Source organism: Polynucleobacter sp. VK25 (assembly GCF_018687355.1).
Lineage (GTDB): Bacteria > Pseudomonadota > Gammaproteobacteria > Burkholderiales > Burkholderiaceae > Polynucleobacter.
On the sequence record NZ_CP061288.1, the window covers coordinates 1,342,692 to 1,358,002 of the forward strand.

The window sequence follows — 15,311 nt, forward strand, 5'->3', positions numbered from 1 at the left end:
CTTTTGCTAGCGGATTACTTCATCCACTTATCTAAGATCGCTTGAATTTTTTCTGGCCCTAGCTCTGTTAAGTATTTATCAAAGTCATCACGCAACTTGGAGCCTTTGGCAAAGGCAAATCCTAATTTGTCGTAACCCTTAAATACATAAGCACTTTCCAAAGGAAGCTTCAGCTTGTTTTCATAATTCAAGAGCACAGGCTCTTCAATAAATGCCAAATCAATATTTCCATTCTGTAGATCTGTCACTACCTCAGCATAGGAGGGATAAAGCTTTACCTTGCTTAGAGAGTAGTAGCCCTTAGGCTCGAGCTCATTTCTGATCAAGTCATCGTAAGCCATACCGCGCGGGTAGCCAATCGAATATTTCTTGAGCTGATTTAAATCTGTAATCTTGATATTTTTACTTTTAAGACTTACCAAATGCCAGGAGTTATCGTAATAAGGCTGAGAAAAATCCATCGCCTCTTTGCGCTTATCCGTGATTGAGATACCAGAAAAGGCAACATCGGCTTGACCGCTTGAAACAGCACCAAGCATTCCCTGCCAATCATAAGGAGTTACTTTTAAAGTGCAGGCACGAGATTTGCAATAGCCCTGGAAAATATCCATATCGACACCAACAATCTGACCATTTTGATCAAATAGCATTGGTGGTGATGCAGGTGATACAGCTACCTTAATTTCGCTTGAATTAGTTCCCTTAGAGCAGGCAACTATTCCCAGACTTAGGGCACATATCAGTAATAGCAAAAATCGGTGTTTCATAGACAAAATCCTTGTAGTGAAAGATCAGAGGGCGGCAGCTCAGAAAATACAATAGCACATAAAAACTGGGTTTGGGCTATTGGCAAAAACCATCCGAGGGTGGTTTTCGTATGTCTTGTTTATCTTAAATATTGACGGCTTTTGGAGCCCACTGCTTCGCAATCTCAAAAAAGAATGCTTGCGAAGTAAGCTGATCAATCACAACCTTTTAGCTAAGCAAATTTCACTTTTTTCTGAGAATAGGCTATTAACTCAACCCTATTCAAAAGGCCTCTGCGATTATTCCTTCGGTTTGTAGAGATCATTTCAAATACCAGGGGCTGCGAACACTTGTCAGGATCGATGAGATACTTCATATCAAATCTAGATCCGCCTTCTGCATAACCCATACCAACTACTTCATACGCATTAAATAGGCCAAGCTTGGACTTAAATTCGGATCTATTTTTAATAACGAAATCTAACTGAATCTCTGATTGCACGCCGTTACCCAACACCCATCCATAGCGTGTATTCCACTTATTGCCTACCTCAAATTCCGCTGGATAGAATTGTGCGGGCGATAAAAAACGTGAGCTCTTAGACTTTAAGTCATTACCAAGCGAGTCAATAATGCGCTCACCTTGATTAAAAGTAATCTTCTGCTCACTCACCTCAGTTACAACATCGGTATGCGAGCCTTTTACTAATTCAGTGAGCAGATCCTTAACTTCAAAGGAATAGCTATCCCCCACCGAGAACGTACCCACTATAGAAGCGCTTCCTTTTGAAAATGGATTTGCAGCAGAGCTGACCACTTGTACTTTTTTCTCACCCTTCTTCGCGAGCAATTGATCCAGCCGCACTTGAGCCAACTGTGAAAAGGACCCATCAGGATATTTTTGAAGGTAGTCCTCTACCAACTTAGGAGATGGATCGGCCGCAGCCTTTTCCCACAATGCTAGCTCTTCTTTAAAGCGGCGTTCCTTTTCCTCATCGCTTGCTTTTTTAGTGACATCAGCCACAGGGATAGTAGGGGCAGATAAGATGGGTTGAGCCTCTATTGCGACTTGACTCACCACGGGTATCGTAGGTGCGGCAACCGGGGCTGTAGGCGCAGCAGCCGCTATCGTAGGCGCAGCAACTGGAGTTATAGGCGCAGTAACTGCAACCTTAGGAGCTTGAATTGGAGGCGGCTTAAGACTAGCTAGCGTTTCTTTAACCTGAGCCTCTATATATTGAGGGTCCACACCCTTTGAGTTGAAGTAAAAGTCATTCTCCAGCGATGTACTTTCCCAAGGAATTTGCTGCCCCTTTGAGGCCAGACGTACATTCAAACGCACCCGCTTCATTACATCTTCAATCTTTGCCGTGGGGTTGCGCATTTCACGCAAGAGATTTTCAGTAAAAAGCCCATTGGTTCCTGATCCATCACTTGCCACGTTACCCGGAGCGGTGGCATAGCAAAGCACTGAATTGGGTGGTGCATCAAACTGACTTAAGCCCTTTTGCTCAATGGGCATCTTTTTCCCAAATGGGTTGTCGCGGCACGCATCCAAAATAATAATATTCATTGGATTCTGGGCCTTAGTGAGCGCCGCAAGCATGACATTCAATTCATAGGCTTGCTTTGGGATGTCGTCTACCCGGTCAATTTCTGCATCTACCGGCACCAAGTAGTTTCTCCAGCCCAACTGCACTCCATGTCCAGCGTAATAAAACAGGCCAACCGATTTTTCTTTATTTAATTGATCAGTATATTTTTGAATGGCACTTTTTAAGTTTTTTAAACTTGCATCCATCAGAAGGGATGTGTTGAAACCAAGTAAATTTAATTCCTTGCTAATTGCAGCCGCATCATTAGCAGGATTAGTGAGGGGGCTATCAGGGTATTTGCTATTTCCGATAATTAATCCCGAGCGCGGTCCGTTGATAACGACGTCACTAGCAAATACTGATTTTGGATTAAGAAAAAGCCCGGCAATTAGAGCGCCATAGGTCTTTAATGCAGCCCTTCGATCCAGGATGAATACTTTATTATTTTGACTCATAGCAGCAATACTAAGCTAAGCCCAAATAAATTCCAATTGTTATAAGAAAATATCAATTGGCCCCAGAAATAACTACAAAGTGAAGAACTGCCCTACTTCTAGATTGAGTTCTTTAGCCAATTCAGCGCCAGTAACCTTAGCCCCAGCACCTTTAGCTTTCAACACTTCAATTTGCCCACCGTGACAAGTAATGAAGAAAGAATCGAGTGTGATCTGAGTCACTTCACCAGGCTTGCCTTTAACAGCGCCAAAGGTAGCAGCTACATGTTTGTGGCAATCGTAGATCTGAACCTTTTGCTCGCCAAACTTAGTCCATGCACCAGGCGCTGGATTACATGCACGAATGAGATTGTAGATTTGACTGATGTGTGTCGCCCAATGAATCTGCGCAGCGTTGGCATCAAACCAACCTTCATAGTTTGCCTGGGATTCATCTTGAACAATTTCCTGGTGCTTGCCTGCGACTACTAAGTCAGCAGCTTCTAGCAAAGCCTTTACGCCTACTGGAAATAAATGATCAAAGTAGATCTTGCCTAAGGTGTCATTAGGTCCAATAGCTACTTCTTTTTGCAAAATCACTTCGCCTTCATCTAAGCCATCGGATGGACGGAAGATGGTTAAACCCGTTTTCTCTTCACCCAATGCGATTGCCCAATTGATAGCGCTGGGACCACGATATTTAGGTAGCAATGATGGGTGATACTGAATGGTGCCGTGCTTAGGAATTTTGCAGAGTTCTTGCGGCACAAACTGGATTACATAAGCCATTACGCAGATATCCGCATTGGCATCAATCATCGCCTGAGCAGCCTCTGGTCCCTTTAGGGATGGGAACTGCAAGGGGGTTAAGCCCCTTGCAAGCGCAGCTTCTTTTAAGACTTCAGGTTTGCTTGATTTAGGATTATCGGGTGGGCAGAAAATGGCAACGAGTTCGTCACCACGATCTAAAAAAGCTTCTAAAGCCGCTTTACCAAAATCCGCACTCCCAATCAAAGCAACCCGCATCTTAGATCACCTTATCGTGACGGAGAGAAATCAACTCATCAGTTGAGTAACCTAATTCACTAAGGATCTCATCAGTGTGCTCGCCGAGTAACGGTGAACGCTCAACATCAGTTGGGCTATCTGACAATTTAATTGGATTACCAACAGTCAAATACTTGCCACGAATTGGGTGATCCACCTCAACCACTGTGCCTGTAGCGCGCAATGCAGGCTCTTCAGCAATTTCTTTCATGGACAAGATTGGACCGCATGGAACGTCATATTTATTCAATATATCCATCACTTCAAACTTTGTCTTGGTCATAGTCCACTTTTCGATCTCGCCGAAAATTTCCATGAGGTGCGGCAAGCGCGCCATTGGTGATGCAAAACGCACATCCGTAATCCAATCTTCATGGCCAATGACTTTACAAATCGCTTCCCACACTGGTGCCTGTACCACCACATATATATATGAGTTCGGGTCCGTTTCCCAACCCTTGCACTTCACAATCCAGCCAGGCTGACCACCGCCAGAAGCATTGCCGGCGCGGGGTACAGCGTCACCGAACTCGCCGTTCGGGAACTGTGGGTACTCTTGCATCAAACCAACACGCTCTAAACGCTGTTGATCGCGCAACTTCACGCGGCACAAGTTCAATACTGCATCTTGCATTGCTGCCAATACTTTCTGACCGCGACCAGAGTGAGTACGTTGGTAGAGTGCTGTGACGATACCTAATGCTAAGTGCAAACCTGTTCCACTGTCGCCGATTTGTGCGCCAGTCACCATCGGAGGGCCATCATCAAAACCAGTAGTAGATGCAGAACCGCCAGCACATTGCGCTACGTTCTCATACACTTTGCAATCTTCATATGGTCCAGGACCAAATCCCTTAACCGAAGCCATGATCATCATTGGATTTAACTCTTGGATACGTTCCCAAGAAAAACCCATACGATCGAGTGCCCCTGGTGCAAAGTTTTCGACCAAGACATCACACTCTTTAATGAGACGCTCAAGAATTTCCTTACCCTTTGGGGTTTTGGTATTCACGGTAATGGAGCGCTTGTTATGGTTCAACATCGTGAAATACAAGCTATCTGCGTCAGGGATATCACGCAATTGACTACGAGTGGCATCACCCTCGCCCGATTTTTCTACTTTGATCACATCTGCACCAAACCAAGCCAACAACTGCGTACAAGTCGGCCCAGATTGAACGTGCGTAAAGTCGAGGATTTTGACCCCTTCTAGTGCTTTTGCCATGATTTAAGTCCTAATAAGAATGAAATTTTGAATTAAGGCAATTTTACCAGTGGGAAATAGGGAAAATTGAGCCCTGCCCGTTTTTTGGGCATGAATTCCGCTGAAACCTGCATTTACTCTTGTTAAGGTCTATATGCGGCTATTTCTGGGAGTTTTCAAGATCGGACAGGCGCTTGTTAAGGGCTCTTTCTAGCGCAAAACGCTCGCTTTCATCACGAATGGTGGCCACTACCCCATTAGCCTTCCCGGAAGCATCAAAGAGCATTCCGACAGTAAAGGCAATCGATATAGTCCTGCCATCCTTGTGCTTAGCCGGCACCTTTAACAATGAAGCACCATAACGAGTTGTGCCAGTCTCCATGGAATGGCTATAGCCCTCGTTGTGTCTCTGGCGTTGACGTTCAGGAACAATAAGGTCCAAAGTATTTCCTAAGGCCTCTTCTTCGGAATATCCAAAGATGCGAGTGGCTGCAGGGTTCCACAGCACGATCTTTTCGTTGGCATCAGCGACCACAATCGCATCGCCTACGCACTCTACTAACTGGTGTAAATCAATATTGGTGTTCATATGATCAGTCTATAGAGTTTTGGATGAATAAAAAAGGCGCTCACTAGGAGCGCCTTCGAATTAATGCCAGTGTTACTTGTTATTAAACTGCTTTAGCTGTGTGTAACTTAGCGATGTCATCAGCGCTATAGCCAAGATCAGCCAATACTTCGTCAGTGTGCTCACCCAATACTGGTGATGGACCAACTTCGATTTCCAAATCAGAGAACTTGATTGGGCTACCGATAGTCAAATACTTGCCACGTACTTTATGGTCCACTTCAACGATAGAACCGCTCTTACGCAAGTCAGGTGAAGCAGCCAATTCTTTCATGGAGAGAACTGGAGCACATGGAATATCGAACTTGCGGAGGATGTCCACAGCTTCGTACTTAGTCTTGTCTTTGAGCCAGTCTTCGATGGTTGCGAAGATGTCAAAAATCTTGTCTTGACGAGCTTCAGCAGTCATGTACGCTGGATCAGTTGCCCACTCTGGTTTACCCAAAGCTTTAGTAATTGGCTCCCAAGCGTGACCTTGAATAGTGAAGTAGATGTATGCGTTTGGATCTGTTTCCCAACCCTTACACTTCAACACCCAACCTGGCTGACCGCCACCACCAGCGTTACCGCCACGTGGAACTACGTCAGTGAATGAACCGTGTGGGTACTGTGGGTACTCTTCCAAGTAACCAATCTTGTCCAAACGCTGTTGGTCGCGCAACTTTACACGGCACAAGTTCAATACTGCGTCTTGCATTGAGCAAGATACTTTTTGACCTTTGCCAGTTTTTTGACGCTGCATCAACGCTGTCAAGATACCGATTGCCAAGTGCATACCAGTATTAGAGTCGCCCAAAGCAGCAGCAGAAACAGTAGGAGGACCATCCCAGAAACCAGTTGTTGAAGCAGCACCACCAGCACACTGAGCAACGTTCTCGTATACCTTTAAGTCTTCGTATGAGTGGCCATCGCTAAAACCTTTTACAGAAGCCATGATCATTTTTGGGTTCAATTCTTGGATACGCTTCCAAGAGAATCCCATACGATCCAAAGCGCCTGGACCAAAGTTCTCAACCATCACGTCAGAAGTTTTGATCATCTTCTCTAAAACTTCTTTACCTTCTTGAGTCTTAGTATCGAGAGTCAATGAACGCTTATTGCCGTTCAACATAGTGAAGTACAGAGCATCTGCACCTGGAATATCGCGCAATTGGCTACGAGTTACGTCACCAGAACCTGGACGCTCTACTTTGATTACGTCAGCGCCATACCAAGCCAACAACTGAGTACATGCAGGACCTGCTTGTACGTGTGTGAAGTCAATAATGCGAATACCGTCTAATGGTTTAGTCATGTGTGTTTCTCCTTAAGTCTTTCTTGTTTGCTTCTAAATTAGTCTTGGTTTACTTCTTACCAGCTGCTGTGGATGGGTTTAAGTTTGTTAAACGTCCACTCTCAGTACCTGCAGTTTCATCAATAACAGCATTGATGAGGGCTGGCTTACCGGCAGCAATCGCTTCTGTTAAAGCCGCTTCCAATTCTGCTGGAGTAGTTACGTAGTAACCAACACCACCAAACGCCTCAATCATCTTGTCGTAACGAGCATCTTTCACGAACACAGTCGGTGCAACATCAGCGCCACCAGTTGGATTTACATCAGTACCGCGGTATACGCCGTTGTTGTTGAATACAACAGTCGTGATCGGCAAGTTGTAACGGCAAACTGTTTCCAATTCCATACCGCTGAAACCGAACGCGCTATCGCCCTCAACTGCAACTGTTGGCAGACCGCTAATAACAGCCGCACCAATGGAGTAACCCATACCGATACCCATAATGCCCCATGTACCAGAGTCAAAACGCTTACGTGGCTTATACATATCAACGATTGCACGGCAATAGTCGAGTGTGTTTGCGCCTTCGTTAACCAAGTTCACATCTGGGTTCTTCTTGATCACATCACGAATCACACGCAACGCGCCATGGAAGTTCATTGGGTTTGCTTCTTTAGCCAATGTCTCAGCCATCTTAGCTAAGTTCTTATCTTTCTTCTCAGTGATTGCTGCAATCCACTCAGCGCTTGGCTTAGGAACAGCAGAAATGCCCTTCAAGAGCTCACCTACGCATGAACCGATATCACCAATCAATGGCGCAGCGATTTGTACGTTGCTATCAACTTCGTTTGCTTGAATATCGATTTGGATAAATTTCTTAGGCTCTTTGCCCCATGTCTTACCTTTACCGTGGGCTAGCAACCAGTTCAAACGTGCACCAACCAACAACACTGCATCAGCTTCAGCCAATACAAATGAACGCGCTGCAGAAGCAGATTGTGGGTGATTGTCTGGCAACAAACCTTTAGCCATAGACATAGGCAAGTAAGGGATACCTGATTTTTCCACCAAATCACGAATCTCTTTATCAGCTTGAGCATAAGCAGCGCCCTTGCCCAAGAGAATCAATGGACGCTTAGCGCCTTTCAACACATCTAATGCACGAGCAACTGCATCAGCCGCTGGGATTTGACGTGGAACTGGATCGATTACCTTGAAGATGGATTTCTTGGCTTCGTCAGCTGGCATAGTTTGCGCAAGCAACTGAGCTGGCAAATCTAAATACACGCCGCCTGGACGACCAGAAACTGCAGCACGGATTGCACGAGCAAAACCGATACCGATATCTTCAATGTGATTAATGCGATAAGCTGCTTTGCAATATGGCTTAGCAGCATTGAGCTGATCCATCTCTTCGTAGTCACCCTGCTGCAAGTCAACGATTTCACGCTCACTTGAACCAGAGATCAAGATCATTGGGAAGCAGTTCACAGTAGCGTTTGCTAATGCTGTTAAGCCGTTCAAGAAGCCTGGAGCAGAAACTGTCATGCAGATACCTGGCTTTTGCGTCATGTAACCAGCAATAGCAGCAGCATTACCTGCGTGTTGTTCGTGACGGAAGCCGATAAAACGCAAACCTTCTGCTTGCGCCAAACGACATAAGTCAGTAATTGGAATACCAACGAGACCGAAAATCGTATCGAGATCGTTTGCTTTCAAAGCGTCAATGACGAGATGAAAGCCATCGGTTAATTGTGTGTTTTGATTATCTGTTGTCATAGAAATTTGTATAAAAATTGCGGATCTGCTCTTGTAGAGCTAATGCAATTTAGCTTTCGCTAACGTCTCCAATGTAGTTATAAATCGCATAACGGGTTTTGCATCCCGCTTAGGCTGATCTGAATATTAGGCTTGGGGAGGGGGTTGATCATTGACTTCGGTCAATTTCCCCCTAAATCCCGTAATTACGGGCGGTTTTGACCCTTAGACAAAGAGCTCTTTATGCTTTGTTTTGAGGCGACTTAGAGTCTCAGGAGAAAGATTTAGGTAGGCAGCCAGCTCTTTCTTTGGGAGAAGCTCGAACAAATCCTCATATTTACGCAAGAAACGCTCTACCCGACCTGGGGCATCGAGCATATGCAAGGTAATGGTATGTGCCATGATTTCACTCATCAGGCGCATTACCTCGAATTCAAAGCTCTCTTTTAGGGGCTTGTGCTGTTCAAGGAACTCCGCCCACTTCTTCATAGGCATCCGGGCTACACGGGCCTTGGTGACACAGGCAATGCTGTAGGGAGCTGCCGTTTTCAAGCGCCAAGCGGCATAGCTAGTTTCGATATCTTTTTCGATGGCGAAACGCAGAATCATCTCTTTTGCATCTGCACTAGAAACGATGCGCTTGAGGATTCCATCCAAAACAAAATATTGTTCCATCTGATGGTCGCCCTGATGGAGCAATATTTCAGATTTTTTGAGGTCGGAGATCTCCAAGTGGCGCTCTAAATCTGCCATTGCTGCTGGATCCAAGCTTTTTAAGACCGAGTTTTGACTTAGCTGCAGACGAATCAGGTTTTTTTCGGGGTGCTTATCTAATGCGGTCATGAATCCTTGCTCCTAGACCGTCTATTGTAGGCTTTTTTGCCCTCAAAAGCCCTTAACCCCCACTTTAGGCACTGCAATTCCGCTAGAATGGCGGTGTCGTGGTGCTTTATTGCAGTGCAATAAAGTTAAACGGGAAACACTAAACGTGTGCTGCCCCCGCAACGGTAGGTAAATGCGCCCTTTTTGATTTAACGAGGGCGTCAGGAATCTGACAAAGCCACTGTGCGCGTCAATCGCATGGGAAGGCCAGATTTTGATATTTACTAGCCCGGATACCGGCCAAGACAGGTGGAATTTTGCGGACGGGGACCTTCGCGCGCCGATGAATGCGTCCGGTCCCGCGATCTGATGCCACATTGACGCCTGAACTCCTGCACGGGAAATTCTGTTCGACCCAGCTAACGGGGAAGTTAGCTAGGCAATCGATAACAGGAAGTGAATCATGAAGCAGCAGTTCAGAAAGTCAAAAGTCGCCCTACTTTGTGGCGCGTTATTCGTCATCAACAATCCATCTTTTGTATTTGCACAAAATTCTCAATCAACAGTCGTTGTGACTGGCTCGCGATTTGAGGAAAACCTTAATGAGGTTCCAGCAAACGTCAAAGTGATTACACGTGATGAGATTGCCAATTCAACATCAACCAATATTCCCGATGTTCTGTCGCAAATCGGCGGCTTAAATGTTCGCAGCACGAGTCCAGGACAACTCAATCTTGATGCAACCGTGGACATGGGCGGTTATGGCGCTACCGCAAACAGTACGACACTGATCTTGATTGATGGGCAAAGACTTAATCCAATTGACTCTAGTGGAGTCAATTGGGAATCCATTCCAATGGACTCGATCGAGCGCATAGAGGTACTGCAAGGCGGCGCCAGCGTTCAATACGGCAATGGGGCTGTGGGCGGCGTGATCAACATTATCACTAACGGCAATACCACTAAACTCAATCAAGCAAGCGTTAACTTCGGTAGCTATGGCACGCTGATCAACAACGCGATTTTGCGTGACAGCTACCAAGACACCACTTATCAACTGAGCGCTAATAGCGCCAATACCCAGGGATGGCGCCAGAACTCCGCCGCCAATGCTTATTCTTTTGATGCAAAGGTGACACAAAAATTTGGAGCAATTGATCGAATTTATGTAGATCTTTTTTATGCATATACAAATGCACAAAATCCTGGTGGCGTAGTTGGTCAAGTAGGTCAAGGCGATCCGCAGTCTGCCAAATTTAATAATATTGGCTCTAACACCACTACCAATAATTCAGGTGTGCGCTTTGGTGGGACCAAGGGCTTAAATGACACTTCCATTGCTGAGCTAGATGGCTTTTACACAACTAAAACTGCCTTCTTCGCAAACCCCTACTGGGATACCCAAACAGCCTATGACGTTGGTAACTCTTGGCAGGTGCCTAGTAGCAGCAAGCTGTCCGGTTGGCAGCTCAATCTATCACCCAGAGTGAAGGCCGGACTTGGATCTTTAGGTAGTAGCATCATTGGTTATGAGTTTAATAAAGCGGCGCAAGGATCAACTGACACATACGGCGCCACACAACAAGACTTCCTCAATACCAATTTCTATATTGCGAATCCCAATGGTTTAAACCATGACATTCAAAACGCATCCATTGTGAATCAATCCATTTATGGAATTTTGAAACTACCCATTGCTGGTGGACTTAGCTTAGATGGCGGGGCAAGACATCAAAACCAACAAGCAAACACGACTGACTCCAATATCTTTTCGCCTAACGGCACAGTCAACAATAGCCAAACCTATTCAGCAAATGCAGGTGATGTCGCATTTAATATGAATTATGCGAAGAACCAAAAGATCTATGTCAAATGGAATCAGTCCTACCGCTTCCCAAATATTGATGAATTCTGGGGATTTAATGCTGAAGGCAATCGTGTTTTCAATGGCATCTTAAGACCACAAACTGCCCAAACTTACGAGCTTGGCGGCAATTGGATGCTCAATAGCATTCGGATTAATGGCTCGATCTTTACTTCCGTATCGCAAAACGAGATCACTTATAACCCGTCTACCGGCTACAACTACAACTCTCCATACAACATCAATCGTAAGGGTGTCGTGCTAGATTCATCAGCCAGCATTACCAATAAGCTGAGTATTGCGGGTGGAGGCAAGTATCAAAAATCTGCTTATAACGATGGTCCATTTTTAGGCAATGAAATACCGTTAACACCAAATCTTCTCTTAAATGCTCGTGCCAGCTATTTGATTGATATGAATTGGTCATTTGGTGGCGTTGTCAATTACGTTAGCAATCAACATTACGATGCAAGCCCAAACTACTACAACGCCTTAGCGGTGATGCCCTCCTACACCGTCGGCGACGTATATCTTGCCTATAAATTAGGTGGTTTTGACGCTAAATTCACCATTAAAAACGTTGGGAACGCATCCTACGCCACTTATGGCGGCTACGGCACGATCAGTACAGCTGATGGCGTAGGTGCTAAAAGCTATTACTACTACCCTAGCGATAAAAGGTCCTACTTCATCACCACCAAATATACGTTTTAGCCGCCTGGAACGATGGCTCGTCTCAAGGATACAATGTCCGTATGAGCGAGCCATTCTCCACTTCGTCAAATTTAGAGGTCACAGACCTAGGCACCCTTAGTGCCTCCGTCAAGCGTTTATCTGAAAAAATTGCTTTAATTCAAGATGCAGTGGGCAACCTAAATCAGAATCGCGCACAGCTTGAGGGTAAGATCGACGATGCCCATAAACGTGTACAACGTATTTTGAGTCGCCTGCCAGATCAAAATGATGGTCGCCAATTAAATCTACTTGGCGAAGCGGTTCCACCAAACACTTCAGAGGATGATAATGAGCCAACAACGCATTGAAGTCAGTCTCGCTGGCCAGAAGATCACCCTAGCAACTAGTGCTGAGCATGAACCATTACTCCGCGCAGCATGCGTCTTAGTAGATGAACAAATTCAACTTGCTATCAGTGGCGGTAACCGCAGCATTGAACGTGCCAGCATGATGGCAGCCCTGAAGATTGCTGGTGATCTCATCACCTTACAAAAAAATCAAGCGCAGCAAAGCAGTCCTTCTAATATGAGCTCCGATGAAGTCACTCGCCTTAAAGGTGAAATTCGTGCGCTAGAGGATCAAGTAGATGCTTTGATGCAAACCCTTTCCCTGCCTGGTTCGCCAAGGCCAATAGTTCCTTGAACCGATGCGCAAGCATCCGGAACGATCTTTACCTTGTGGGCGTGAGCGTTTTGCAAGTTCACAGTGCCAACTTAGACTTGGTTACTCCCTGAACCTCTTAATGCACCCGAAGCAGAGTAGCCGTTCCACCTTGAACCTTAGGGTTCAGGATGACGGCCTAGCGGCTAAGGCGGGGAATTCATGTTACTAAGCGATATCTTGATGCTGATGTTGTGTGGCGGTATCTCAGGATACTTAGCCGGCCTATTGGGAATCGGCGGCGGGATGATTTTGGTTCCCTTCATGATTCTGGTATTTAACCATCTTGGCTTTAGCCAGGAAGTTATTGTCCACATGGCGATCGCCACAGGAATGGCCACTATTTTATTTACTACAACCTCTGCAATTTGGGCGCATCACAAACACGGCTCGATTGATTGGAAACTAGTTGCATCCTTAAGTCCAGGAATGGTTTTTGGCGGACTTGTTGGCGGCAGTGAATTATTTGAAGCACTCAAAACTTCCTGGCTGTCGTTCTTCTTTGCGCTTTTTGTGGTCTACACCTCAATTCAGATGCTGCTCAATAAGAAGCCTAAGGCAGGCAGAGAATTGCCAAGCGCAGTGGGATTATTTTCTTTTGGGACATTTGCAGGGGCGCTTGCAAGCTTAGTAGGGGCTGGTGGTGCTTTTATCACCGTTCCATTTATGCTCTGGTGCAATGTTAAACCCCATACGGCAATGGCTACTTCATCTGGACTAGGCTTTCCGATTGCCGCTGCAGCAACAATAGGCTATATGTATGGAAGTTGGGGCAACCCTAACCTACCAGCGGGTTCTTTGGGGTTTGTTTATTTACCAGCCGTGGCATGCATTGTGGTGGTGAGCATCTTTACCGCACCCTTAGGCGCCAAGATGGCCAGAAAACTCGACATTGCTCAACTCAAACGGGTATTTGGCATCCTGCTTTTTTTCCTTGCAGCCTTCATGTTTAATGAAAGCCGCAAGGCATTCGGTTTTTAATTAAGCCGTGTACTGCTGACGCAAAATATTCTTTTGCACCTTACCCATAGCATTACGAGGTAAATCAGCAACAATCTCAAGACGCTTTGGAATCTTAAAGTTCGCAATTTGCGTCTTCAAAGTAGCGATCATGGCTTCTGCATTTAACTTGGCTCCTGCCTTAGGCACCACCACAGCCATTACAGCCTCACCAAAATCAGGGTGCGGAATACCGATCACAGCACTCTCATCTACACCAGGCATGTCATCGATAAAGCTCTCGATTTCTTTTGGATAAACGTTATAGCCGCCAGAAATAATTAAATCCTTGCTACGGCCAACGATACACAAGTATTCCTTAGGCGCTTTACCGCCATTGGCATCACCACCCCAACGACCAACGTCACCTGTCTTGAACCAACCGTCTTTGGTGAATTCTTCGGCAGTCTTCTCAGGCATGCGCCAGTAACCCTTAAATATATTTGGGCCCTTTACCTGAATACCGCCAATTTCATCAACCTTGCAAGGCTTGTTGTCTTCATTCACAACACGCACCTGAACACCAGGCAATGGCAAACCAACAGAACCGCCAACACGTTTGCCTTTATAAGGATTGGAAACCAACATTACTGTCTCACTCATGCCATAACGCTCAAGAATAGGCTGTCCAATCACTTCTTTAAAACTATTAAATGTTTCTGTAAGTAAAGGTGCTGAACCAGAAATGAACAAGCGCATATTGCGCGCCACTTTCTTATTGAAACCTTTATCAGCCAATAGACGCACATAGAATGTTGGCACACCCATCATCACTGTCGATTGCGGCATATGCTTAATGAGTTGCGCAGTATCTAAACGCGGCAACCAAATCATCTTGCTACCATTAATCAATGCGCCATGCGCTGCTACAAATAAACCATGAACGTGGAAGATAGGCAAAGCGTGTAGCAATACATCGCCTTTTTTCCAACCCCAGAACTTTTGCAATACCTGAGCATTGCTGCCCAAGTTTTTATGAGTCAGCATTGCACCTTTGCTGCGACCAGTAGTGCCAGAGGTATACAAAATCGCGGCAAGATCATCATCTTTTGCTGGAACAGTCTTGAATTTATCACTCAGGTTTGCAGCACGCTCTAATAAAGTACCCGTACGATTCTCATCCAAGGTAAGGACATGCTTAGTGCCAGCCTTAGAGGCCACCTTCGAAACCCATGAAAGGTTCTTGCTGCTGCATACCACGAGTGCTGGCTCTGCATTTTCCAAGAAGTACTGGATCTCTGCAGATTGGTAGGCTGTATTGAGCGGCAAATATACATAGCCTGCACGAATAGTGGCTAGATACAGAAAAAGTGCTTCAGGTGATTTTTCAACCTGCACAGCAACCCTCGCACCCTTTGGCAACTTCAAACCCGCCAATAAATTTGCCAGCTTTGCAGTTGCTCCTTCTAGGTCATCCCAGGAGTAGTAAAGACCATCATGCGTCTCGATAGCACAAGCTTTTTTATCTTTTGGAAAACCTTTTTCCAATAGTGAATATAAATTCATTCGAACCTCAAACCCCAGGGGTAATGTTTAATAAA

At 45.5% G+C, this 15,311-nt stretch carries 12 protein-coding genes, 1 other RNA gene, 1 pseudogene and 1 riboswitch; of the genes and pseudogenes, 5 read left to right on the top strand and 9 right to left on the bottom strand.

What is annotated here, in order from left to right:
* Positions 1-14: 14 nt before the first annotated feature.
* The 8 genes from AOC21_RS06745 to AOC21_RS06780 form a co-directional block, all read right to left on the bottom strand.
* The gene (locus AOC21_RS06745) at positions 15-767 is read right to left on the bottom strand and encodes a transporter substrate-binding domain-containing protein (protein WP_215391246.1); all 753 of its coding nucleotides are present in this window, start codon (positions 765-767) and stop codon (positions 15-17) included.
* 212 nt (positions 768-979) lie between these two features.
* Entirely contained in the window at positions 980-2,797 is a 1,818-nt protein-coding gene (locus tag AOC21_RS06750) for a caspase family protein (RefSeq protein WP_215391247.1), read from the bottom strand.
* Positions 2,798-2,869: 72 nt separating this feature from the next.
* Positions 2,870-3,802 (bottom strand): methionyl-tRNA formyltransferase, encoded by a 933-nt coding sequence (locus AOC21_RS06755; protein WP_215391248.1) that lies wholly within the window; start codon positions 3,800-3,802, stop codon positions 2,870-2,872.
* Position 3,803: 1 nt separating this feature from the next.
* Positions 3,804-5,051: a formyl-CoA transferase gene (frc, locus tag AOC21_RS06760; protein WP_215391249.1), complete on the bottom strand. Its 1,248-nt coding sequence runs from the start codon at positions 5,049-5,051 to the stop codon at positions 3,804-3,806.
* Between the two features lie 139 nt (positions 5,052-5,190).
* Positions 5,191-5,619, bottom strand: coding sequence for a PAS domain S-box protein (locus tag AOC21_RS06765; RefSeq protein ID WP_215391250.1), 429 nt, complete (start codon positions 5,617-5,619; stop codon positions 5,191-5,193).
* A gap of 82 nt (positions 5,620-5,701) precedes the next feature.
* Positions 5,702-6,952 carry a formyl-CoA transferase gene (gene frc / locus AOC21_RS06770; RefSeq protein WP_215391251.1) on the bottom strand — a complete coding sequence of 417 codons (1,251 nt, stop codon included), beginning with the start codon at positions 6,950-6,952 and terminating at the stop codon, positions 5,702-5,704.
* 49 nt (positions 6,953-7,001) lie between these two features.
* Positions 7,002-8,711, bottom strand: coding sequence for an oxalyl-CoA decarboxylase (gene oxc, locus AOC21_RS06775; RefSeq protein WP_215391252.1), 1,710 nt, complete (start codon positions 8,709-8,711; stop codon positions 7,002-7,004).
* A gap of 204 nt (positions 8,712-8,915) precedes the next feature.
* Positions 8,916-9,533, bottom strand: a complete 618-nt coding sequence (locus AOC21_RS06780) for a Crp/Fnr family transcriptional regulator (protein WP_215391253.1) — start codon at positions 9,531-9,533, stop codon at positions 8,916-8,918.
* A gap of 82 nt (positions 9,534-9,615) precedes the next feature.
* Positions 9,616-9,832: riboswitch (cobalamin riboswitch) on the top strand.
* Positions 9,833-9,975: 143 nt separating this feature from the next.
* On the opposite strand from AOC21_RS06780, the gene AOC21_RS06785 reads away from it, so the two are divergent.
* The 5 genes and pseudogenes from AOC21_RS06785 (at position 9,976) to AOC21_RS06805 (ending at position 13,752) form a co-directional block, all read left to right on the top strand.
* Entirely contained in the window at positions 9,976-12,090 is a 2,115-nt protein-coding gene (locus AOC21_RS06785) for a TonB-dependent receptor (protein ID WP_215391254.1), read from the top strand.
* A 41-nt stretch (positions 12,091-12,131) separates the two neighbouring features.
* Positions 12,132-12,419 carry a hypothetical protein gene (locus tag AOC21_RS06790; protein WP_215391255.1) on the top strand — a complete coding sequence of 96 codons (288 nt, stop codon included), beginning with the start codon at positions 12,132-12,134 and terminating at the stop codon, positions 12,417-12,419.
* Positions 12,400-12,612: pseudogene (locus tag AOC21_RS10195) on the top strand (cell division protein ZapA); the annotation flags it as partial. The gene AOC21_RS06790 and the pseudogene AOC21_RS10195, both read left to right, overlap by 20 nt.
* A 102-nt stretch (positions 12,613-12,714) precedes the next feature.
* Positions 12,715-12,933, top strand: a non-coding RNA gene (gene ssrS / locus AOC21_RS06800) — 6S RNA.
* Complete coding sequence (locus AOC21_RS06805) at positions 12,934-13,752, top strand: sulfite exporter TauE/SafE family protein (protein ID WP_215391256.1); 819 nt, start codon at positions 12,934-12,936, stop codon at positions 13,750-13,752.
* On the opposite strand, the gene AOC21_RS06810 is transcribed toward AOC21_RS06805, so the two are convergent.
* Positions 13,753-15,276: a malonyl-CoA synthase gene (locus AOC21_RS06810; RefSeq protein ID WP_215391257.1), complete on the bottom strand. Its 1,524-nt coding sequence runs from the start codon at positions 15,274-15,276 to the stop codon at positions 13,753-13,755.
* Between the last annotated feature and the right edge of the window lie 35 nt (positions 15,277-15,311).